Source organism: Saccharopolyspora sp. NPDC045839, assembly GCF_056431645.1.
Genome location: NZ_JBWKKH010000017.1, coordinates 168,999 through 190,971, shown reverse-complemented (window position 1 = coordinate 190,971; position 21,973 = coordinate 168,999). Strand labels below are relative to the sequence as shown.

The window sequence follows — 21,973 nt, the reverse complement described above, 5'->3', positions numbered from 1 at the left end:
TTGTTCCAGTTCGGTGATGGCCGGGGTCCGAACATGATTCTCGACGATGGTGGCGACGCGACGTTGCTGGTGCACAAGGGTGTCGAGTTCGAGGCTGCGGGTGTGGTGCCGCAGCCGGGTGAGGATGACCCGGAGGAGTACAAGGTCATCCTGGAGACCCTGCGTGCCAGCATCGCCGGGAATGGGCAGCGGTTCACCAAGATCGCTGGTGAGGTCAAGGGTGTCACCGAGGAGACCACCACGGGTGTGCACCGGCTGTATGAGCTGGCGAAGGCTGGGGAGTTGTTGTTCCCGGCGATCAATGTGAATGACTCGGTGACGAAGTCGAAGTTCGACAACAAGTACGGTTGCCGGCACTCGTTGGTCGATGGCATCAACCGGGCCACGGATGTGCTCATCGGTGGCAAGGTCGCGGTGGTGTGTGGTTACGGGGACGTGGGTAAGGGCTCGGCGGAGTCGTTGCGGGGTCAGGGTGCGCGGGTGATCGTCACCGAGGTCGACCCGATTTGTGCGCTGCAGGCGGTGATGGACGGCTATCAGGTCACCACGCTGGAAGAGGTCGTGGGGATCGCGGATATTTTCGTGACCACGACGGGTAACTTCAACATCATCACTGCTGAGCACATGACGCGGATGAAGCATCAGGCGATCGTGGGCAACATCGGTCATTTCGACAACGAGATCGACATGGCGGGTCTGGAGAAGGTGGCGGGGGTCCGCAAGCAGGAGATCAAGCCGCAGGTCCACGAGTACGTGTTCGAGGACGGGCATTCGATCATCGTGCTGTCGGAGGGGCGTCTGCTGAACCTGGGCAACGCGACGGGGCATCCGAGTTTCGTGATGTCGAATTCGTTCACCAATCAGACGATCGCGCAGATCGAGTTGTTCACCAAGCCGGGTGAGTACGACAAGCAGGTGTATGTGCTGCCGAAGCACCTGGACGAGAAGGTCGCGCGGCTGCACCTGGACGCGTTGGGTGTGAAGCTGACGAAGCTGACGAAGGAGCAGGCCGCTTACATCGGTGTCGACGTCAACGGCCCGTACAAGCCCGACCACTACCGCTACTGATCGATTTCTCGGCTGAGGAGGAGACCAGGCCATGACTCGGGTCATAGACCGGCTGCGTCCCGGCAAGACGGTGTTCTCGGTGGAGTTCTTCCCCGCGAAGACCGACGAGGAGGAACGCCAGCTGTGGCGGGCCATCCGGGAACTGGAGCCGCTGGACCCCGCGTACGTGTCGGTGACCTACGGTGCCGGCGGGTCCAGCCGGGACCGCACCGTGCGCACCACCGGCCGGATCGCCGGCGACACCACCCTGCTGCCGGTGGCGCACCTGACCGGCGTGAACCACTCGATCGCCGAACTGCGGCACGTCATCGGCTCGTACGCGGCCGAGGGCATCACCAACGTGCTGGCGATCCGCGGCGACCCGCCGGGCGACCCGATGGGCGAGTGGATCCCCCACCCGGAGGGCATCACCTACGCCGACGAGCTCGTGCGGCTGGTGCGCGAGTGCGGTGACTTCAGCGTGGGCGTCGCGGCGTTCCCGCACCTGCACCCGCGCTCGGTGGACCTGGAGTCCGACACCCGGCACATGGTCAACAAGCTGCGGGCCGGGGCGGACTTCTCGGTGGCGCAGATGTTCCTGGAGCCGGAGTACTTCCTGCGGCTGCGGGACCGGCTGGCGCAGCACGGCTGCGACCAGCCGCTGCTGCCGGGGGTCATGCCGATCACCACGCCTCGGGTGCTGGGCATGACCACGCAGCTGAGCAACATGACGATCCCGGACGAGGTGTCGGCGGCGCTGGACCCGCTGCGCGACGACGCGGCCGGCTTCCGGGCGGCCGGGCTGGAGATCACCACCCGGCTGTGCGAGAAGCTGATCGCCGAAGGAGTGCCGGCGCTGCACTTCTACAGCCTCAACCGGGCCAAGGCCACCCGCGAGGTGGTGGCCAACCTCGGACTGGCCGACGGCGTGCTGAAAGCCGCCTGACGCCCGCGCCGTCGAAGCCCGCCGTCCCCTCGGGGCGGCGGGCTTCTGCTCGTCGGGGTGGGTTTCCGGGTGAGGTCGGTCACGGCCCCGGGGCGCGCATCCGGGCCGACCCGGTGCGCGGTGTCATCGAAGCCCGTCGGACGGCCGTCGCGCGCGGTCTCCGTGCCCCGCATTCGGGTGACCGGCGGCGGGCGCCCGGCACGCAGCGGAGCGATCAACGGCGGTGCCGGGCGCACCGGACCCGGTGCCTTCCTTTTTGATCCGGCCCCGCGCTTCGCTAGAGTTGACGCATTCGCGGTCCGCTCGGCCGAATTCGGCCGCGACCGGAAATCGATCAGTCCAATTCGGGCAGAAGTGCAATGGTGCGCCGGAAGCGGTGTCCCGGGGCTGGGGGCGAAAACGCCGGGATCGGGGTTCGTCGAGTGCTGTCCGCGGGACGGGGAGGAGCAGGTCAGTGCCGTTGTCGCCGGTGTGCTCGCGTCGCGGTCCCGAACCGTTCGGGAGCGAAACTTCTCCGCGAATTCCGAAAGATCAATTGTCGCGGATCGGCTTGCCGAGCGGATTCGCCGCCTGGTGTTTCGGGAAAGGAAACGGGCCGGTAACCCGGCCGGTCGATGTGCCGAGTTCGAATGGTTCGCGGAAACGACTTCTCGAATTGCGCGGTGAGGTGCGGCGATGATGACGACGAGCGAGGTCAGCGCGCTGGACTGGGCGTTCCTCTGCCTGGAGCAGGAAACCACGCCGATGCACCTCGGCGCGGTCGCGGTGTTCCGGCCGCCGGAGCCGGCGGACCGGTTGCGGTTGCTGGCGCTGCTCGCGGAGCGGGCGCAGCGGGTCGGGCGGTTGCGGCTGCGGATCGGCCAGTCCTGGCTGCCCGGCCAGGCCCACTGGGCGGAAGCCCCGGAATTCGACGCGTCCGAACACGTGCACAGCCACCAGCTGCCCACCCCCGGCGGGCGGGCGGAGCTGGCCGGGCTGGTCGCGGAGCTGCTCGCGGATCCGCTGGACCGGCGCCGTCCGCTGTGGGAGCTGCACCTGATCACCGGCCTGGACGGGGACCGGTTCGCGGTGCTGGTGAAGTTCCACCACGCCCTGGTCGATGGCCGCGAGGCCGTCGAAACGGGATTGGCGCTGCTGGACGGCTTCGCGCCCGCCGAGCAGGAACCGGCCTGCCCCGGCGGCGGCCCGCTGCAGCTCCTCCGGCGCCCGCGGAAGCTGATCGGGGCGGTGCGCGGAACCCTGTCGAAATCCGGCGAGACGCTGGGCATCGCCTCGTCGGTGGTGCGCAACATGCGGGTGCCGGTCCCGGACTCGCCGTTGCGCGCCTCGTCCTCGGCGGCGCGACGGGTGGCGCTGGTCCCGATCGACCTCGCCGACCTGCGGCGCATCCGCGCGAAGCACGGCGGCACCACCAACGACGTGGTGCTCGCGGTGCTCGCCGGGGCTTTCCGCCGGTGGCTGGCCACGCGCGGGCATCCGGTCGGTGAGCTGCCGGTGCGGGCGCTGATCCCGGTCTGCCGCCGGCGCGGCGACGACGTGAGCGGCAACAACCGGCTCTCCGGCTACCTGTGCGATCTGCCGGTGGACGAGCCGGATCCGGTGGCGAGGCTGCAGGCGATCCGGGCCGCGATGAGGCGCAACAAGAGCGCGGGTCCGCTGCGCGGGCCGGGCGCGTTCCCGGTGCTGGCGGGGCGGGTGCCGCAGATCGTGCACCAGGTGGCCGCCCCGCTGGCCGGGCAGAGCGCTGCGCTGCTGTTCGACACCGTGATCACCAACGTGCCGCTGCCGGGCTTCCCGGCGACCCTGGGCGGGGCGGCGTTGGCGGAGCTGTACCCGGTGGCCCCGCTGGCGGCCGGGCAGGCGCTGGCCATCGCGGTCTCGCAGTACCGCGACACCGTGCACGTCGGCGTGCACGCCAACCGCGCCGCGCTGCCGGACCTGGAGAAGTTCAGCGGCGCGCTGCCGCTCGCGGTTGCCGAACTCGGCGACCTGTCGTGACCGATTCGCCCGCGCCGCCACGGTTTTCCTGGTTATATGATGGTATGGATCTTGTGGTGCGGACCGAGCACGGAGCGGTGCGCGGCACCGTCGATGGTGAGATCAGCGCGTTCAAGGGAATCCCGTACGCGGCGCCGCTGGACGGCCCGCGCCGGTTCCAGGCTCCGGTCGCGCCCGAGCGCTGGGACGGCGTGCGCGACGCCTCGGCGTTCAGCGCATCGGTGCCGCAGCCCGTGATCATGCCGGGCGTGCCGGCGCTGTGGAATCCCGGCGACGGCACCGATTCCCTCAGCCTGAACGTCTGGACCCCGGACCTCGGCGGCGGGCTGCCGGTGATGGTCTGGATCCACGGCGGCGCGTTCCTGGGCGGCGCGACCGACAGCCCGGAGTACGACGCGGCGCGGCTGGCGAGCGGCGGTGTGGTCGTGGTGACGGTGAACTACCGGGTGGGCTACGAGGGATTCGGCTGGGTCGCCGATGCTCCGGCCAACCGCGGCATCCTGGACCAGCTCGCGGCGTTGCGCTGGGTGCGGGAGAACATCGCGGCGTTCGGCGGCGATCCGGGCAACGTGACGATCTTCGGCGAGTCGGCCGGGGCGACCTCGGTGGCGGCGCTGATCGCCGGTTCGGCTGGGCAGGGCCTCTTTCACCGCGCCATCGCGCAGAGCCTGGGCAGCCTCTACTCGGACGAGGACGAGGCCCGCAAGATCGGCGAGCTGATCGCCGGTCGGCTGGACGTGCCGGCCACCACCGAGGCGCTGGGCTCGGTGCCGTCCGAGGCGATCCACGCGGCCCAGTCCCCGGTGATGCAGGAGATGAACGCCGACCGCGCGGCCTGGACGAACTCCACGCCGTACGCGGTGGTCCTGGACGGGGAGGTGCTGTCGGAGCTGCCGTGGGCGGCGCTGCGCTCCGGTGCGGCCCGCGGCGTGGACCTGATCAGCGGCTACAACACCGACGAGGCCAGGATGTTCACGGTCGGGCTCCCCGCGGAGGCGAAGGACCCGGCCGCGATGGCGCAGGGCTTGCGGCTGGCGCCGTCGGTGGTCGATGAGTACCGCGCCGGGTACCCGGGCGTCGACGACGCGGAACTGTTCAGCGTGATGCTCAGCGACCAGCTGTTCCGCATGCCGTCGACGTGGCTCGCCGAGGGCCACGCCGCCGGCGGCGGGCGGAGCTACCTGTACGAGTTCGCCTGGCCCGTCCCGGGGCTCGGCGGTGCGCTCGGAGCCTGCCACGGGCTGGACGTGCCGTTCACCTTCGGCGTCTCGGAAAGCGAGCTCACCGCGGTGTGGTTCGAGGGCACGGTTCCGCCGGACTTCGAGGACCTCTCCGGAGAGCTGCGCGGGGCGTGGGTCTCCTTCGCCACCACCGGCGACCCGGGCTGGCCCGCCTACACCGCCGCCGACCGCTCGGCCCGGATCTGGAACGTGCCGCCGACGGTGGTGGCCGACCCGATCAAGCCGTCCCGGGAGATCTGGCGGCACCGCTTCCCGGCGTGATCGCCGTCGGCCGGGATGGCGATTTCCCGCCATTCCGGCCGTCGGCGCGGCAGGCACGGGATTCTCTTGCGCATGCCCGGAAGATCGGCTCGTGCGGCGGCGGTTCTCGCGATGGCGCTGGCCGTCGCGGTCCTACCGGGGACCGCGGCCGCGGCGCCGTACTGCCAGAGCATCACGGAGACCTCGAACCCGGACTGGATGGCGGGCCTACCGGACGATGCCGGCCTCGCGAAGCTGTCGATCCCGGGCACCCACCAAACCCTGTCGCTGCACGGCGGTTCCTTGACGCAGACGCAGGAGAACCACGGCGACAGCGCGGAAACGCTGGGCGTGCAGCTGCGGTCGGGCATCCGGGCCATCGACATCCGGGTGCGGCGCTACGACGACCTGTTCACCCTGCACCACGGGCCGTTCTACCAGAACGCCAACTTCTCCGACGTGCTGCGCGAGGCGGGCGAGTTCCTGGCCGCGCACCCCGGCGAAGCGGTGCTCATGCGGCTGAAGGCCGAGTGCACCGGCGAGATGACCTCGTGCACCGACGAGAACAGCCAGCTCGACACCGCGCAGATCCTCGACTGGTACCGGGACAACGACCCCAACGGCGGGTACCTGCTCGACCCGGCGGGCGGTGACGTGCCGACGCTGGGGCAGGCGCGCGGCAAGATCGTGCTGGCCACCCTGCAGGGCGCGGGCGGCGGGCTCTACGAGGGGCGCGGGCTCGGCCAGTTCAACAACGACACCTGGGGCGAGTACGTCCAGGACGCCTACGACGTGCCGACGCTGTTCGACATCGACGACAAGTGGTTCAAGGTCCGCGACCACCTGGACAAGACGGTGGCCGCCGACGCCGGCCGGATGTTCCTGAACTTCTCCAGCGGTTCCAGCCCGGCGGCGTTCCCGGACGCGGTCGCCTGCGGCGCGTCCGGCTTCCGCGGCGTCAACGACTACGCCCTGGAGCACCTCAACGGCAACGACCTGCCGAGGACCGGGGTGATCATGATGGACTTCCCGGGAGCGGACCTGGTGAACGCCATCATCGCGGCCAACCGCTGACCGGCCCGGCAGTCCACGATTCCAGCCAAAATCGGGAACCACCCGAACGCCCAACCATGCCTCGGCCCGAAACCTCCCAATTTCAGGCAAAACCGCGAGCTTTCCTCGGCGGCACGGGGTCTCGGAGTGTTCCAATTTTAGGCAAAATTGGGCGTTCCTCCCGCCGGGTGGCTGTCATCGGAGGGTTTTGGGTGGCGTTGGGGCGCATCCGTCGGGCGGAAGGGAGAATCGCGGCGGACGACCTGTCCTCGGGGCGGCGGAGACGCTCCGTCAGCTGGGCAGGGGCGGGGGATCGTGGTGAGTGACGAGGTGAGTGGGAAGTTGGGACGCTGGATCGACGTCGCCGATGGCGTGCTGGTTCGTCGGTACGAGGAGCTGGACCTCTCGGTCGGCCTCGTCGTGGGCGGTGAGCGCTGCCTCGTCATCGACACCGGCGGCGACGTCGGGCAGGGTGCCGAGCTCGCCGCGGCGGTCCGCGAGGTCACGCCGCTGCCCTGGTCGGTGGTCCTGACCCACGCGCACTTCGACCACAGCTTCGGCACCGAGGCGTTCCTGCCGTGCCAGGTCTGGGCGCACGACCGGTGCCGCGCCCAGCTCGTGGCCACGGGGGCGGATCAGCGCGAGAAGTGGGCTCGGCACTACCGCGAGCGAGGCGAGCACGAGGTCGCCGATCGCATCGATGCGGTGCGGATCGCGTTGCCCGACAACCTGGTCGGCGACCGGCAGGTGATCGACCTCGGCGGGCGCGACGTGGCGCTGCTCCACTTCGGACCGGCGCACTCCGACCACGACGTGGTCGTGCACGTGCCGGATGCGGGTGTCGTGTTCGCGGGCGATCTGGTCGAGCAGGGCGCGCCGCCGCAGTTCGGTGACGCGTACCCGCAGGGGTGGCCCGCCGCGCTGGACGGCATCCTCGCGCTGGACGCGCCGGTGGTGCTGCCCGGGCACGGTGAGCCGGTGGACCGGGAGTTCGTGCGGCGCCAGCGCGCCGAGCTGGCGACCGTGGCCGAGCTGTGCCGGGCGGTGACGGCGGGGGAGCTCACCGCGCAGCAGGCGGTGGAGCGCTCACCCTTTCCCGAGAAGTTCACCCTGGACGCCCTGGCGCGCTGACCTCACTGCGGGGGTTGACGCCCGCGTTGGTTAACGTGAGTAAGTATCGCGGCGGACGGAGGACGGCATGCCAGGCACGACGGAGAAGGCGCTTGCGGCGCTGCGCGCGGAACTGCCCGAGCCGGTGCTGCTGACCGACCCCGATTCCGTCGCCCGCTTCGCCCACGACGAGGCCGAGTGGGCCCCGCACGGCGAACCGCTGGCGGTGGTGCGCGCGACCAGCACCGATGATGTCGTCGCCGCGGTGCGGATCTGCGCCGAGCTGGGCGTTCCGGTGGTGCCGAGAGGCGCCGGGACCGGCCTGTCGGGCGGCGCGAACGCGATCGACGGCTGCGTGCTGATCTCCTTCGAGGGCATGAACGAGATCCTGGAGATCAACCCGCGCGAGCAGCTCGCCGTGGTGCAGCCCGGCGTGGTCAACGACGATCTGCGCGCCGCCTGCCGCGAGCAGGGCGCCTGGTACCCGCCGGACCCGGCCAGCTCGCCGTGGTCGACCATCGGCGGCAACGTCGCCACCAACGCGGGCGGCGTGTGCTGCGTGAAGTACGGCGTGACCCGCGACTACGTGCTGGGCCTGGAAGCCGTCGTCGGCGACGGCGAGGTGGTGCGGCTGGGACGGCGTACCGCCAAGGGCGTCGCCGGCTACGACCTGTGCGGGCTGTTCGTCGGCTCGGAAGGCACGCTCGGCGTGATCACCGAGATCACCGTCAAGCTGCTGCCCGGCCTGCGCGCTCCCGAGCGCACCGTGGTCGGGTACTTCGATTCCCTCGTGGCGGCGGGCGAAGCGGTGGCCGCGGTCGCCGCGGCCGGGATCGTGCCGTCGGCGCTGGAACTGCTCGACCAGCACTGCCTGAAGGCCGTCGACGAGTGGAAGAACATGGGCCTCAGCGCCGAGGCGAACGTGCTGCTGCTCGGCCGTTCCGACACGCCGGGCGCGGCGGGGGAGCAGGAGGTCGACGGGCTGCTGCGCTGCTTCGACGAGGCCGGCGCGGCCTGGAGCGCCCGTTCCACCGACGAGCACGAGGCGGACGCGTTGTTCGCCGCGCGCCGGCTGGCGTATCCGGCGCTGGAGCGGCTCGGCCCGGTGCTGACCGAGGACGTCTGCGTGCCGCGGGCGAAGGTGCCGGAGATGCTGGGCCGCATCGAGGCGGCGGCGCAGCGGCACGACACGCAGATCGCCAACATCGCGCACGCCGGCGACGGCAACCTGCACCCGCTGATCATCACGCCGCCCGATGACCACGCGTCGCGGCTGCGCGCGCAGCGGGCCTTCGACGACATCGTCGCCGACGCCATCGCGATGGGCGGCACGGTGACCGGCGAGCACGGCGTGGGCCTGCTCAAGCGCAAGGGCCTGCACGCGGAGCTCAGCCCGGCGGTGATCGGCATGCACCACGCCGTCAAGAACGCCCTCGACCCGGCCGGGATCTTCAACCCAGGCAAGGTCTTCGGCGACCCGAACAGCTGAGAGCCCGCACGCGAGCACGTCGGGGAACACCCGCGTGAGGCCCGTTTCCCAATTGCTGCGGGAAAAGCGGCCCTCCGCGCTTGGAGGCTGCGCGGATTGGTGCCTCGCCTCGGCTCCGGGAAGCGCCGTTTTCGCGCGAAAACGGCGCCCCCAGGCGTGGCGAACGCCGGTTTCGCGCGAAAACGGCGTGCAGAGCACGTTCCCGAGCAGCCGGCGGAGCGCCGTCAGCGCTTCGCGAGTTCCAGGGCCGCCGTTTCGATGGTGTCCTCGTCGAGCAGGACGTGGTAGGCCGCCGCGCCGAGCGGGATGAAGCTGTCCTCGCTGGTGACCCGGGCGATCGGCCCGGCGAAGCCGCCGTCGACGAGCGCTGTCACCACCGGCTCGGAAACGCCGCCGCTACGGCGGGTTTCGTCCACCACCAGCACCCTGCCGGTCGCTCCCGACGCGGCCAGCAGGTACTCGATCGGCAGCGGTGCCAGCCAGCGCAGGTCCAGCACCCGCGCCCCGATGCCGCGCTCCCGCAGCCGCTTCGCGACTCGCAGGCTCATCGGTACGCCGTTGCCGAAGCTGACCAGCGTCAGGTCGTCGCCGTCGCCGTACTCGCGGGCCCGCCCGATCGGCACGTGGTGCTCACCGGGCGCGGGGTACCGCGCCAGCCACTCGCCGTCGCCGGGTTCGTGCAGGTCGCGCGTGTGGTACAGCGCGATGGGCTCCAGGAACACGCACACCCGGCCGTCCTCGTGCGCGGCGGCGACGCAGGTGCGCAGCATCGCGGCGGCATCGTCGGGCCGCGACGGCGAGGCGACCACGACGCCCGGCAGGTCGCGCAGCGCGGCGACGCTGTCGTCGTTGTGGAAGTGGCCGCCGAAACCCTTCTGGTAGCCGTAACCGGCGATGCGCACGACCATCGGGTTCCGGTACTGACCGTTGGAGAAGAAGCTCAGCGTGCTGCCCTCTCCGCGCAACTGGTCGGCCGCGTTGTGCACGTACGCGAGGTACTGGATCTCGGGGATCGGCAGCAGCCCGGCGAGTCCCGCACCGAGCGCGGTGCCCAGGATGCTCTGCTCGTCCAGCAGCGTGTCGAACACCTTGGTGCCGCCGAACTTCTTGCGCAGCCCGCGCGTCACCCCGTACACGCCGCCCTTGCGCGCGACGTCCTCGCCGAAGGCCACGACGCCCGGGTCGCGACCCAGCTCCTCGGTCAGCGACCGGTTGATCGCCTGCGCCAGGGTCAGCGGCCCCTCGGCTTCGGGCAGCTGATCGGCGAAGACCTCCGCGCGCCGCGGCGGGACCTCGCCCGCCCGGCGTGCAACGGCGTCGGGCCGGTCTTGGTAGATCGACGCCATCACCTCGGCGGCGCTGCCCAGTTTGCGGCGGCCGAGCGCATCCTCCGCGATGCGCGCGACCTCGGCCCGCTTGTCCTCGTAGCGTGCGAGCACCTCGCCTGGCTCCAGGATCCCGTTGTCCACCAATGCTTTCGCCGTGCCGAGCAGCGGGTCGCGCTGGTAGTCGGTGGTGATCTCGGTGCGCGACCGGTAGCCGGATTCCACGTCGGACCCGGCGTGCCCCATCAACCGCACCGTCCGCAGGTGCAGGAACGCCGGGGCGTGGTGCTCGCGAACCCAGTCGGCGGCCTCCCGCGCGACCGCCAGGCACTGCACCGGGTCGGCGCCGTCGACCGTGAAGTACCGCAGGCCGGCGCGGTCGCGGTAGGTGGATTCGATCCAGCCCTGCGGGGTGCGCACGCTGATCCCGATGCCGTTGTCCTCGCACACCAGCAGCAGCGGCATCGGCAGGCCCTGGAAGGCGCAGTGCAGCGCCGAGTTGATCGCGCCGGTCGCGGTCGAGTGGTTCGCCGAGGCGTCGCCGAAGCTGCACACCACCACCGAATCCGCCGGCCACGCGGTCGGGACGCCCAGTTTCGCCGCCCGCCCCAGGGAGAACGCCAGGCCGACCGCGCGGGGCAGGTGCGAGGCGATGGTCGAGGTCTGCGGGATGACGGACAGCTCGGCGTTGCCGAACACCTTGTGCCGCCCGGCGGAGATCGGTTCGTCGGCCGAGGCGACGATGCCCAGCAGCACGTCGCGCAGCGGTTGCTGCCCCGGCACCTGCCGGCCGCGGTGGACGTAGAAGCCACCGGAGCGGTAGTGCAGCAGCGCCGGATCGGTCGGCCGCAGCGCGGCGGCGACCGCGGCGTTGGACTCGTGCCCGGACGAGCCGATGCTGTAGAAGCCCTTGCCCTGCGAGCCCAGTTGCCGCGCCTGGAAGTCCAGGTGCCGGCTGCCAGCCTGCGAGTCGAACAGCGCCAGCAACTCGTCGCCCGGCCCCGACCCGGTCGGCGTCCGTGCGGACCAACCGGCCACGGCGGCCCGGAAGAACTCGTCAACGGGCTCGGTCTTGTCGCTCATCGATCCTCCGTGTTGCAAGTGAGCGGGTCGGGCGCTGGGTCGTGAGTGCTTTGTGCCGCTATAGCGACACGAAGCACTCACGAGCCGATGCGGTCACGGCTCGCGCGGTTCCGCGTGCCAGCCGTTGGCCACCTGGGCGCAGGACTTGGCCAGGCACTCCAGCGCGATCGGCAGCAGCGGGTTGGTGTTCTGCTTCCGGTACAGGGCCTTCACCCTGCGGTGCGGCTGCCAGCCGGAGATCCGGGAGATGCGCACGTGGTCGTCGGGGATCGCCAGCCCGGGCAGCACCGCGACCCCGAGGTCGCGGGCCACCAGGTCCCGGATCACCGAGTAGTCGTTGCTGCGGAAGGTGATCCGCGGCACGAACCCGGCCGCGGCAGCCAGTCGCACCAGCGCCCGCGCGCCCGCGGTGTCCTGCCGGGTGCAGATCCAGGCGTCGTCGGCGAGCTCGCGCAGGTCCACCTCCGGTGCGCCGGCCAGCCGGTGCGTTTCGGGCAGCGCCAGCCGCAGCGGCTCGGCCATCAGCTCCTCCACGCACAGCTCGATCGGCCACTGCCGAGGATCGAGGTCGTACTCGAAGACCACCGCCGCGTCCAGGACGCCTTCGAGCACGTCGCCGAGCACCTCGTCCGGTTCGCCCTCGTCGAGCTGCACCTCGGCGCTGGGCCGCTCGGCGACCACGGCGGCCAGCACGTCGGGCAGCACCCGCGCGTTGGCGGTGGCGAAGCTGGCCAGTCGCAGGCTGCCTTCCTCGCCGGCGACCATCGCCCGCACCTCGCGTTCCAGCGAGTCGAGCGCGCCGAGCGCGTCGCGGCTGCGGTCGGCGAGCCGGACCGCCAGCGCGGTGCTGCGAGCGGAGCGGGCGGAGCGTTCGAACAGCGGCGCGCCGACCGCGCGTTCCAGCAGCACCATCTGCTGGGACACCGCCGATGCGGTGTAGCCGAGCACCCTCCCGGCCTCGGCGAACGAGCCGGTGCGGACGCATTCCTGCAGGGTTCTCAGGTGGATCGGGTTGAGCACGCCTGCCCCCTCAACTCTCGTCTTCCAGACCGCGCACCAGAGGCCGGCTCGCCCCGGGTGCCGACCGCAATTTCCATTGAAATCGAACCTTCGATTTCAATTGGGCATACATAAGTCAGGGCACCCACAGTCCAGGGAGCCTCTGAGGTTCCGCCACCCGCACCGCCACGCAAATTGAGGTTGGAAGAACCTCAATGGAAGTTGCGGAGCCACGCGATGTGGGTTCAGGTTCAAAGCGGCCCTCGCACGGCGGCGGTTCTGGGCAACCGGCCGCGCAGCTGCATCGCCGTCCGCACCCGCTGCTTCGCCAGGTCCAGCGCCGCCTGGTGCGGCAGCACGCCGTCGGCCTGCGCGGTGTCCAGCACCAGCACGGTGTTGCTGCGGGTCCGCTCCGCGACCGCCCGCAGGATCGCGGTCGGCTCCGGCCGGAAGGCGGAATACCGCGCATCCATCGCGAAACCGGCCGCGATGGCGCCGCCGGCGTTGGCGATGAAGTCCGGCACCACGGTGATCTCGCGGGTGGCCAGCAGCCGGCGGGCCTCCGGCGTGGTCGGCAGGTTCGCGCCCTCCACGACCAGCCCGGCCCGGATGCCGGCGGCGACGGCTTCGTCGATGACGTCCTGCCCGGCGGCCGGGATCAGCACGTCGCAGTCCACCAGTAGTTCCTCGCCGCGCGGAATCCGCTGCTGCGCCGAGGCCTTGGCCACGCACGCATCGCCGAACTCGGCGCGGGCGTCCAGCCACCGCGGCACGTCGAGCCCGTCCGGGTCGTGCACCGACCCGTCGATCGTGGACAGCGCCACCAGCTGCGCGCCGAGCTCGTGCAGCCGCTGCGCCGCGGCCGCCCCGACCGCGCCGAAACCCTGCACCGCCACCCGCGCGCCGGCCACGCTGCGGCCCTGCCGGGCCAGCGCCGCGTCCACGGCCTCGGCGACGCCGTGGCCGGTCACGCCCAGCTGGTCGTAGGGCACGCCGCCCAGCGATTCGGGCACCCCGACGGCCGCGCCGCGATCGCCGAGCTCGTCCTGGATGATCGCCGCGTCGTGCTCGGTCATCCCCATGTCCAGCCCGGCGACGTAGCTGGCCGGGATCTGGTCGGCCAGCCGCCGCGCGAAGGCCCGCACGATCCGCTCCTTGTCCGGCGAGTCCGGGTCGGCGAAGATGCCGGCCTTCGCGCCGCCGTGGAACAGGTCGACCGCGGCCCACTTCCAGGTCATCACGCGGGCCAGCCGGGCGACCTCGCCGACGGTGACGGTCGGGCTCATCCGGGTGCCGCCCTTGCCGGTGCCGCGGGCGGTGTTGTCGATGACCAGCACGCCCCGCATGCCGGTGCGCGCGTCGGAGACGCACACGACCTTCTCCGGGCCCCACTCGTCGATCTCCTGCAACAGATCACGCACGGTTCGCGCTCCTTCGTCGGCTGCGCCGCGCGCAGCCCGGTCGGGAATTCAGTTCTCGTTCTTGAAGCGGCGAAGACGCTCAGCCCACCCTCGCAACCGGCACCGCCGCGGGTTCTCAGGCGTCGTCTCGGGAGGACAACCCCGGCGCTGTGTTGGACATGCATGAGTCGGGGATCCCGGACCGAGACGGTGCCCGAGGTTCCGCTACGCACTGCTACGCAGAAAGGGTCCAAAACAGCCTTTCAGACGCAGTTGTGCTCGGGGCGGACCTCGGCCCCGGCGAAGCGGCGGGCGTCGAGGCCGGAGACGTCGACGACCGGCCGGCGGCCGAGCACGAGGTCGCGCATCACCTCACCGATCGCCGGCCCCTGCAGGAAGCCGTGGCCGGAGAAGCCGGTGGCGTACAGGAACCGGTTCGTTCCCGCCGCCTCGCCGATCAGCGCGTTGTGGTCGGGCGTCATCTCGTAGAGCCCGGCCCAGCCGTGCGCCACGCCGATGTCGGCCAGCCGCGGCGCGCGCCGCGCCACCGCGTCGGCGAGCCGCCCGAGCCAGCGGTCGTCGGTGTTGAGCCGGAAGCCGTACTCCTCGTCGGGGTCGGACATGCCGATGAGCAGGCCCGGGCCCTCGTCGTGGAAGTAGAAGCTGGTGCCGAAGTCGATGGTGAACGGCAGCCGCGGCGGCAGGTCCGGCACCGGCTCGGTGACCAGGATCTGCCGGCGCAGCGGGCGAACGGGCAGCTCGACGCCGGCGAACTCGCCGACGGCCGCCGACCAGGCGCCCGCCGCGCAGACCACTGTGGACGTTTCGACGGAGCCGAAGTCGGTGTGCACCGCGGTTATCTCGCCGCGGCTGACCTCGATGCCGGTGACCGGGCAGTTCCGCCGCAGCAGCGCCCCGTGGTGCCGGGCGCCCTGCGCGTACCCCTGCACCACCGCCTCGGGCGTGCAGTGCCCGTCGGTGGGGGAGAAGGCCGCCGCCCGCAGCCCGTCCGGCACGACGTACGGGGAGAGCTCGCAGGCCTCCCGGACGGTCAGCATCCGGCTGGGCACGCCGAACTCGTTCTGCAGCCGCACGCCGCGCTCGAAGGCCGCGACGTCCGCGTGATCGGACAGCAGGAACAGGTAGCCGTGCTGCTTGAGGTCGATCTCGCCGCCGGGCCGCCGCGCGAAGTCCTCGAACGCCCGCAGGCTGCGCCGCCCGAGCTCGATGTTGACCGGGTCGGAGAACTGCGCCCGCACGCCGCCGGCGGCCTTGCTGGTGCTACCCGCGCCGAGCTCGTCGCGCTCCAGCAGCAGCACGTCCACGCCGGCCTCGGCGAGGTGGAAGGCGGTGCTGACGCCCACCACCCCGCCGCCGATCACGACGACCTCGGCCCGGTGCGGCAGCATCACCGCGCACCGCCGAGTTCCGGTGGCAGCCGGAAGTCCAGCTCCGGCTCGACGGTGTCGACGTCCATCTGCGCCTTCTGCAGCTTGCCGGAGAAGTCCCAGTTCAACGACTGCCAGCGGGTGAACTGGTCGAGCACCCAGACGCCGGACTGGCGGCTGCCGTTGCCGGACTTGCCGTTGCCGCCGAAGGGCAGGTGCGCCTCCGCGCCGGAGGTCGAGTTGTTCACGCTGACCATGCCCGCGCCGATGCCCTCCCGGAACCGGAACGCGGTTGCCGGGTCGGTGGTGTAGATCGCCGCGGACAGCCCGTAGCCCGGGGCGTTGCCCAGCTCGATGGCCTCGTCCAGCGTGTCGTAGGTGGTGACGCCGACGATCGGGCCGAAGGTCTCGTTGCGGAACACGTGGTCGTCCGGCCGCAGCCCGTCCAGCAGCACCGGGTGGTAGTACAGCCCGGTCGACGGGTCGCCCTGGAATCCCTTGCGCGGCGCCGAATCGGTGATCCGGCCGACCGATTCCGAACCGAGCACGGTGTGGTGCCCGGCGATGTTGCCCAGGATGGACTCGAAGTTGTCGGCGAACTTCTGGTCCAGCAGCGGGCCGTAGAGCACGTCGCCCGCCGGGTCGCCGATGGTGGCCGCGCGCAGCGCCGCGTCCAGCCGCCCGACGAACTCGTCGTGCACGTCGCGGTGCACGATCAGGTTGCCCAGCGAGGTGCAGCGCTGCCCGGCGGTGCCCCATCCGGAGAACAGCGCGCCCTCCACGGCCAGGTCGAGCTCCGCGTCCGGGGTGACGATCATCGGGTTCTTGCCGCCCAGCTCCAGGCACGGGCTCTGCAGGTAGCGGCCGCACAGCTCGCCGACCCGCGCGCCGACCGCGCTGGAACCGGTGAAGCCGACCTTGTTGACGGTGCCTGCGGCCAGCGCGGACTCCAGGCCCTTGAAGGTCGCCTCGCCGTCGGTGTAGACGAGGTTGAGCACGCCCTTGGGCACCCCGGCGCGCCAGGCCAGCTCGGCCAGCGCCCGCGCCGCGCCCGAGGCGTACTCGGCGGGCTTCCACACCACGGCGTTGCCGCACAGCAGCGCGGGAACCATGTACCAGGACGGCACCGCGACCGGGAAGTTGCCCGCGGTGATCACCACCGCGACGCCCACCGGCACGCGGAAGGTGAACAGCTGCTTGTCCGGCATCTCCGAGGGCACGGTCTGCCCGTAGAGCCTGCGGCCCTCGCCGAGGAAGAAGTCGCAGGTGTCGATGATCTCCTGCACCTCGCCGAGCGCCTCGGCGTAGGGCTTGCCGATCTCCCGGGTCACCAGCCGCGCCAGCGACTCCTTGTTCGCCTCGACCAGCCGGCCCAGCCCGGCCACCACCCGCCCGCGCACCGGCGCGGGCACCTGCGCCCACTCGCGCTGCGCCCGCTGCGCCTGTTCGGTCGCGGCCGGCAGCGTCTCGGGTCCGCCGAGGGAGACCTCGGCGACGACGTCCTCCAGGTTCGCCGGGTTGCGCGAGAGGTACTCGCCTCCGCCGTCGACCCGGGCGGGGGCCTCCGGACCGATCACGGAGCTCAACGTCGACTGCACCGACATGCACCTCTTCCAGCTCGTTGGGGTACTCGCGCGCAGGTGTGCCGCGGGCCACCTCCGCCGTCGGGATCACCGTAAATCCCCGGAGGCATCTTCGCGGAGAATCAGAAGAGTGATTTCTTCTCCCTCTGAGCGACAGCGCGACTTCTGCTCGCGATGATCTCCACGCGCCGAGATGTCGATCTCTACCGCTGCGGGCGGAGGTGTGGCAGCGTGCCGCGCATGGACGTGTGGAGCGACGCCGACGTGGCCGCGGCGCTGGACCTGGACACCGCCATCGCCTCGCAGCGGCTGGCGTTCGAATCGCTCGGCCGGGGCGAGGCGCAGCTCGCCGAGAAGGTCGCCATCCGAACGGGCGACGACACGACGCTGTGCTACCTCAGCCGCCTGTCGCCGAGGCACGGAGCCGTCAGCAAGCTGGTCGCGGTCCACCCCGGCAACGCCGACCGGGGCCTGCCCGCGATCTCGGCGACGGTGCTGGTCCTGGACGCGGCCACCGGCCGGCCGGTGGCGACCATGCAGGCGACCGCGCTCACCGAGATCCGCACGGCCGCGGGCAGCGCCGTCGCCGCCGACGCCCTCGCGGTGCCCGACGCCGACGAACTCGCGATCCTCGGCTCCGGCGTGCAGGCGAGGGCACACGCCCGTGCGATCGCGCGCGTGCGCGAACTGCGCGAAATCCGGATCTACGGCCGCGACGCGGCGCGCCGCGAGGCTGCGGCCGCGGAACTGGCGGCCGAGCTGGGCATCGCGGTGCGAGCCGTGGCGAGCGCCGGAGAAGCGGTCCGCGAAGCGCCGCTGATCGCGGCCTGCACCCTCAGCGCGGAACCCGTCGTTCCGACCGCCGCGGTCGCGGCGGGAGCGACGGTGATCAGCGTCGGCAGCTTCGAGCACCACCGGTGCGAGGTGGACGCGGAGCTGATCCGGCGCGCCGGAGCGGTCGTGGTCGACGAAGTCGGCACGGCCGCGACGCACGCGGGGCCGATCGCGCGCGCCTTGGAGCGCGGCGACATCGAGCGCGCGCAGCTGCGAGCGCTCGGCGCGGTGCTGCTGGGCGAAGCCGCGGGGCGCGTCAGCGCGGGGGAGGTGGTGTTCTACAACAGCGTGGGCCTGGGCGTGCAGGACGCCGCCGCGGCCCACGCCGTGCTCGGCTCCCTCTGACACGCGGTGACTTCCGGAAAGGCGAAGGGTGGTGAACTGTTCGGTGGAATGCGTCAATGTGTGGGGGAATGTGATGGTTTGGTAGATCGCGGGGATTGTCGGTGCTCACGGGTACTGTTCGCGATGATGAGCACGGTGTTGCAGGCGTATCGGTTCGCGCTGGACCCGAATCCTGGGCAGGAGTCGGCGTTGCGGTCGCATTGTGGCGCGCAGCGGTTCGCGTTCAACTGGGGGCTGGGGCGCATCAAGGCCAACGTTGATCAGCGGAAAGCTGAAGCATCGTACGGCCTGGACGGAGATGAGTTGACGCCGTCTGTGAGCTGGTCGGCCTACAGCTTGCGGAAGGACTGGAACCAGGCCAAGGACGCGGTTGCGCCGTGGTGGCAGGAAAATTCGAAGGAGGCGTACTCGTCTGGCTTGGCCAATCTGGCGGCCGCGCTGAAGAACTGGGGCGACTCGAACAAGGGCAAGCGCAAGGGTCGCAAGGTCGGGTTCCCGAGGTTCAAGGGCAGGCGGGCTGGGTTGTCGTGCCGGTTCACCACTGGCAGCTTCGGTCTCGACCGCGACCGGCGCCATGTGAAGCTGCCCCGTATCGGGGTGGTGCGCACGGATGAGTCCACTCGCAAGCTCGCTCGTCATGTGGAGTGTGGGAGGGCGCGGATCCGGTCGGCGGCGGTGTCGTTTCGGGCGGGGCGCTGGTTTGTGTCGTTCTCGGTGGAGATCACCCGCGACGATCCCGCCCCCGTCCAGCCCGGTGTGACGGTGGGTGTGGATCTTGGGATCAAGTCTCTCGCCGTGTTGTCGACCGGCGAGGTGATCGCCAACCCGAAGCACCTCGAAGTGGCGCAACGCGAGTTGCGACGGTTGCAGCGTCGGGCTTCTCGACGTCAAGGCCCGGACCGGCGTACCAGGCAGAAGCCGTCGAATCGTTGGCGGAAGGCTCAAGCTCGCATCGCCAGGCTTCACACCAAGGTGGCCAACGCGCGCCGCGACGGACTGCACAAGCTGACCACCTGGCTGGTGCGGACCTTCGGTGCGATTGTTTTGGAAGATCTCAACGTTGCGGGCATGACCCGTAACCGCCGCTTGGCGCGGCGCATAGCGGATGCCGGCATGGCCGAACTCCGACGTCAGGTTGAGTACAAAGCCTCCTGGGCCGGGGTGTGCGTGCACGTCGCGGACCGGTGGTATCCCAGCTCCAAAACGTGTTCGGATTGTGGCGTGGTGAAAGCCAAGCTGCGCCTGTCCGACCGTGTTTTCATCTGCTCCTCCTGCGGGATGAGCATGGATCGTGACCTCAACGCGGCCCGCAACCTCGCCAAGCTTGCTGAGGTCACGACGTCCTCCCCGAGTTGCGGGGCGACGGTAAACGAGCCCGATGGAAACCTGTGCAAGCCCCGCACTACGCGGGCAGCGGGTACTGCCACGGGAAGACCTGCGCCGAACAGCGTGGGCCAACGTCGGCACCGCAAGGTGTCTGCTCACGACACGCTTTCACACGCTTCGTGAACGGAGGTACTCGGTGCGAGATGAGACTGCCGCGACCTGCGGGCCGTTGTTGTTCCTCGGCCTCCTGGTCTGCGGCCACCGCGAAACCAGGCGCGTGATGCCGGGCGGCTCGGTCGACCTGAGCGCGCTGGACGAGGAGAAGCAGTGACCACCGCAGCGGTCTCGACCTGGAAACCACGCGCCGCCGCAGGCGTTTTCGGCGCCTCGATCGCCACCGGCGCGGCGGTCCTCGCCACCGGCGGCGCGGGCACCCTGTGGGGCCTGACGCCGATCGTGGTGTACGCGATCCTCGTCCTGCTCGACGTGGACGTCGTGCTCGCCACCCTCGCCGCGCTGGTCGTCGCGGCGCTGGAGACCGGCACCGCGCCGCTGGAGCTGGGCACGCTGATGGGCGAGTCCTTGGGCTCGTTCATCGCCGTGGTCGGCATGATCATCCTGCTCGGCGGCGGTCTCGGCCGGGTCGTCACCGAGACGGGCGCGGCCGCGACGATGGTGCGGATGGTGTTGCATGGCATCGGGATCAGCACCCGGCTGCGGTTCCGGATCGGCGTGATGCTGTCGGCGACGCTGCTGGGCGCGGCGCTGGGCACGCTGTCGGGCGCGAGCGCCCTGCTGGTGCCGATCGTGCTGCCGATCGCCGCCGCGATGCGGCTGACCCCGCCGTCGATGGCCGCGATGTTCCACGCGGGCACCGCCGCGGGCCTGGTCACCGGCCCGTTCACGCCACCGGTGGTCACGATCATGGGCACCGCGCAGATCGGCTACGGGGAGTACCTGCTCAACGCCGGGATCCCGATGGCCGCCACGGTCTGGCTCACCGGGCTGGGCATGTCGCACTGGATCCAGCGGCGCACCGAGGGCGGCGAGGCCTACCCGGCCGACGTCGTGGAGGAGGCCGAGCACGACCCGGCGACCGCCAGGCGGGCGACCATCGGCTTCCTCGGCAGCATGGTGGTCCTGGTGGCGCTGGGCATCGCGTTCCAGGCGAGCTACACCTACGTGCTGATCGTGATGCCCGTCAGCGCCGCGGTCACCGCCCTGTGCGGCCGCATGTCGCCGACGGCCGCGCTGCACGCGATGTACCGGGGCGCGCAGCCGCTGCTGTGGTTGTTCCTGCTGTTCTGGCTGCTCAACCCGATGCTGGAGCTGCTGGAGCGCTCGGGCGCCTACGACGCGATGCAGCGGCTGGTGGCGCCGACGCTGGGCGATGTCGGGCCGTGGCTGTTCTGCATGATCGTGCTGGTCGTCGGCTGGCTCGGGGTCTCCGGCGCGGCGGTAGCGCAGGTGGTGCTGCTGCAGAAGCTGTTCGGCCCGGCGCTGGCCGGGCTGGGCATTCCGCCCGGCGCGTGGGCCGCGGTGCTGCTGGGCTCCTCGCAGATCGACTGGTTCGGGCCGTTCCCGGGGCCGGACATGATCGGGCAGATGGGCCTCGCGCGCTCCCGGAACCTGCGGATGATGATGTTCAACGGCTGGGCGATCATGGTCGCCAACCTGGCCCTGTTCGCGGTCTTGTTCCTCGTCCTGATCTGACCCGGGCAGGCCCGCTCGAGGAATCAGTTGGGGAGGCGCGTGGTGGGGTTTGCGGAGCGGTTGCGGGCCGAGGCGGCGTTCGGGGGCCTGCCCGGGCGGGTCGGGTTCGCCGCCTGGGATCTCGACGAGCGGGAACCGGTGCTGGTCGACGCCGAGCGGGTCGTGCACGCCGCCAGCACGATCAAGGTCCTGATCATGATCACCGCGCTGCGCGCGGTGCACGAGGGGCGCCTGGGGCTGGACGCCGAGGTCGAGCTGCCCGCCGAGCGGGTCGGCGGGTTCGGGGTGCTGCGGGAACTGCCCAGCGTGGCGCGGGTTTCGCTGCGCGACCTGATCACGCTGATGATCGTGATCAGCGACAACGCCGCCACGAACGCGGTGATCGACGCGGTCGGGTTCGAGACGATCCGGGCCTGCGCCGCCGACCTGGGCTGCACTGCGACCCGGGTCCAGCGGCGGCTGATGGACGTCAACGCCCCGGGCCGCAACGAGACCACGGCGCTGGACCAGGCGCGCGTGCTCGCCGCGCTGGCCGGGGGATCGGCGCTGCCACCGGAACTGACCGAGCACGCGCTCGACGTCCTGTCGCGGCAGCAGGTCCGGGACCGGCTGCCCGCGCTGCTGCCGGAGGGCGCGCAGTGCTGGAACAAGACCGGCGAGCTGCTCGGCCTGCGCCACGACGTGGGGCTGATCGGCGCCGACCGGCCGCGAGCGGTGGTCGCGGTGCTGGTCGACGAGCTCACCGACGAACGCTCCAGCACCGGCTACCGGGGCGGCCCGGCCTGCGACGCGATCGCGAGCCTCGGGAGGGCCGTCCACCAGGCCCTCGGCTGAGCGTTCGGAACGGCGGGTG

The 21,973-nt window shown here is 71.1% G+C and carries 17 protein-coding genes; 12 read left to right on the top strand and 5 right to left on the bottom strand.

Features of this window, described 5'->3' with window-relative positions:
• The 7 genes from AC07EQ_RS23975 to AC07EQ_RS23945 form a co-directional block, all read left to right on the top strand.
• A partial coding sequence (locus AC07EQ_RS23975) for an adenosylhomocysteinase (RefSeq protein WP_478390132.1) occupies positions 1-1,068 on the top strand: 1,068 nt, incomplete at its 5' end.
• 31 nt (positions 1,069-1,099) lie between these two features.
• A complete protein-coding gene (locus AC07EQ_RS23970) occupies positions 1,100-1,993 on the top strand; it encodes a methylenetetrahydrofolate reductase (RefSeq protein WP_478390131.1) in 894 nt (297 codons plus the stop codon).
• A 675-nt stretch (positions 1,994-2,668) separates the two neighbouring features.
• Positions 2,669-3,991, top strand: a complete 1,323-nt coding sequence (locus AC07EQ_RS23965; protein WP_478390130.1) for a wax ester/triacylglycerol synthase family O-acyltransferase — start codon at positions 2,669-2,671, stop codon at positions 3,989-3,991.
• A 44-nt stretch (positions 3,992-4,035) separates the two neighbouring features.
• Positions 4,036-5,493, top strand: a complete 1,458-nt coding sequence (locus AC07EQ_RS23960; RefSeq protein ID WP_478390129.1) for a carboxylesterase/lipase family protein — start codon at positions 4,036-4,038, stop codon at positions 5,491-5,493.
• A gap of 72 nt (positions 5,494-5,565) precedes the next feature.
• Positions 5,566-6,546, top strand: coding sequence for a phosphatidylinositol-specific phospholipase C (locus tag AC07EQ_RS23955; RefSeq protein WP_478390128.1), 981 nt, complete (start codon positions 5,566-5,568; stop codon positions 6,544-6,546).
• Between the two features lie 309 nt (positions 6,547-6,855).
• A complete protein-coding gene (locus tag AC07EQ_RS23950) occupies positions 6,856-7,656 on the top strand; it encodes an MBL fold metallo-hydrolase (RefSeq protein WP_478390127.1) in 801 nt (266 codons plus the stop codon).
• Positions 7,657-7,723: 67 nt separating this feature from the next.
• Positions 7,724-9,124, top strand: a complete 1,401-nt coding sequence (locus AC07EQ_RS23945; protein ID WP_478390126.1) for an FAD-binding oxidoreductase — start codon at positions 7,724-7,726, stop codon at positions 9,122-9,124.
• A gap of 224 nt (positions 9,125-9,348) precedes the next feature.
• Here the strand turns inward: AC07EQ_RS23945 and AC07EQ_RS23940 are convergent, their stop codons facing one another.
• From AC07EQ_RS23940 to AC07EQ_RS23920, 5 genes are all read right to left on the bottom strand, one after another.
• Positions 9,349-11,532 (bottom strand): thiamine pyrophosphate-dependent enzyme, encoded by a 2,184-nt coding sequence (locus AC07EQ_RS23940; RefSeq protein WP_478390125.1) that lies wholly within the window; start codon positions 11,530-11,532, stop codon positions 9,349-9,351.
• A gap of 93 nt (positions 11,533-11,625) precedes the next feature.
• Positions 11,626-12,552, bottom strand: coding sequence for a LysR family transcriptional regulator (locus AC07EQ_RS23935; RefSeq protein WP_358569003.1), 927 nt, complete (start codon positions 12,550-12,552; stop codon positions 11,626-11,628).
• A gap of 230 nt (positions 12,553-12,782) precedes the next feature.
• A complete protein-coding gene (locus AC07EQ_RS23930) occupies positions 12,783-13,952 on the bottom strand; it encodes a Glu/Leu/Phe/Val family dehydrogenase (protein ID WP_478390124.1) in 1,170 nt (389 codons plus the stop codon).
• Between the two features lie 242 nt (positions 13,953-14,194).
• Positions 14,195-15,340: an NAD(P)/FAD-dependent oxidoreductase gene (locus AC07EQ_RS23925; protein ID WP_478390123.1), complete on the bottom strand. Its 1,146-nt coding sequence runs from the start codon at positions 15,338-15,340 to the stop codon at positions 14,195-14,197.
• Entirely contained in the window at positions 15,340-16,923 is a 1,584-nt protein-coding gene (locus AC07EQ_RS23920) for an aldehyde dehydrogenase family protein (protein WP_478390122.1), read from the bottom strand. The genes AC07EQ_RS23925 and AC07EQ_RS23920 overlap by 1 nt, the downstream gene beginning before the upstream one ends.
• Before the next feature lie 219 nt (positions 16,924-17,142).
• On the opposite strand from AC07EQ_RS23920, the gene AC07EQ_RS23915 reads away from it, so the two are divergent.
• The 5 genes from AC07EQ_RS23915 (at position 17,143) to AC07EQ_RS23895 (ending at position 21,954) form a co-directional block, all read left to right on the top strand.
• Positions 17,143-18,081: an ornithine cyclodeaminase family protein gene (locus AC07EQ_RS23915; protein ID WP_478390138.1), complete on the top strand. Its 939-nt coding sequence runs from the start codon at positions 17,143-17,145 to the stop codon at positions 18,079-18,081.
• A 126-nt stretch (positions 18,082-18,207) separates the two neighbouring features.
• Positions 18,208-19,590: an IS607 family element RNA-guided endonuclease TnpB gene (tnpB, locus tag AC07EQ_RS23910; protein WP_478390121.1), complete on the top strand. Its 1,383-nt coding sequence runs from the start codon at positions 18,208-18,210 to the stop codon at positions 19,588-19,590.
• Positions 19,591-19,603: 13 nt separating this feature from the next.
• On the top strand, positions 19,604-19,738 hold the full coding sequence (locus AC07EQ_RS23905) for a hypothetical protein (RefSeq protein WP_478390120.1): 135 nt from the start codon (positions 19,604-19,606) through the stop codon (positions 19,736-19,738).
• Entirely contained in the window at positions 19,735-21,120 is a 1,386-nt protein-coding gene (locus tag AC07EQ_RS23900; RefSeq protein ID WP_478390119.1) for a hypothetical protein, read from the top strand. Before AC07EQ_RS23905 ends, AC07EQ_RS23900 begins: the two co-directional genes overlap by 4 nt.
• Positions 21,121-21,162: 42 nt before the next feature.
• Positions 21,163-21,954, top strand: a complete 792-nt coding sequence (locus AC07EQ_RS23895) for a serine hydrolase (protein ID WP_478390118.1) — start codon at positions 21,163-21,165, stop codon at positions 21,952-21,954.
• Positions 21,955-21,973 lie beyond the last annotated feature (19 nt).

Coding starts and splice junctions, on each gene's coding strand:
- AC07EQ_RS23965 (WP_478390130.1), top strand. CDS start 2,669: ATGATGACGACGAGCGAGGTCAGCGCGCTGGACTGGGCGTTCCTCTGC.
- AC07EQ_RS23925 (WP_478390123.1), bottom strand. CDS start 15,340: ATGCTGCCGCACCGGGCCGAGGTCGTCGTGATCGGCGGCGGGGTGGTG.
- tnpB (WP_478390121.1), top strand. CDS start 18,208: ATGAGCACGGTGTTGCAGGCGTATCGGTTCGCGCTGGACCCGAATCCT.
- AC07EQ_RS23920 (WP_478390122.1), bottom strand. CDS start 16,923: ATGTCGGTGCAGTCGACGTTGAGCTCCGTGATCGGTCCGGAGGCCCCC.
- AC07EQ_RS23955 (WP_478390128.1), top strand. CDS start 5,566: ATGCCCGGAAGATCGGCTCGTGCGGCGGCGGTTCTCGCGATGGCGCTG.
- AC07EQ_RS23945 (WP_478390126.1), top strand. CDS start 7,724: ATGCCAGGCACGACGGAGAAGGCGCTTGCGGCGCTGCGCGCGGAACTG.
- AC07EQ_RS23940 (WP_478390125.1), bottom strand. CDS start 11,532: ATGAGCGACAAGACCGAGCCCGTTGACGAGTTCTTCCGGGCCGCCGTG.
- AC07EQ_RS23970 (WP_478390131.1), top strand. CDS start 1,100: ATGACTCGGGTCATAGACCGGCTGCGTCCCGGCAAGACGGTGTTCTCG.
- AC07EQ_RS23915 (WP_478390138.1), top strand. CDS start 17,143: ATGGACGTGTGGAGCGACGCCGACGTGGCCGCGGCGCTGGACCTGGAC.
- AC07EQ_RS23960 (WP_478390129.1), top strand. CDS start 4,036: ATGGATCTTGTGGTGCGGACCGAGCACGGAGCGGTGCGCGGCACCGTC.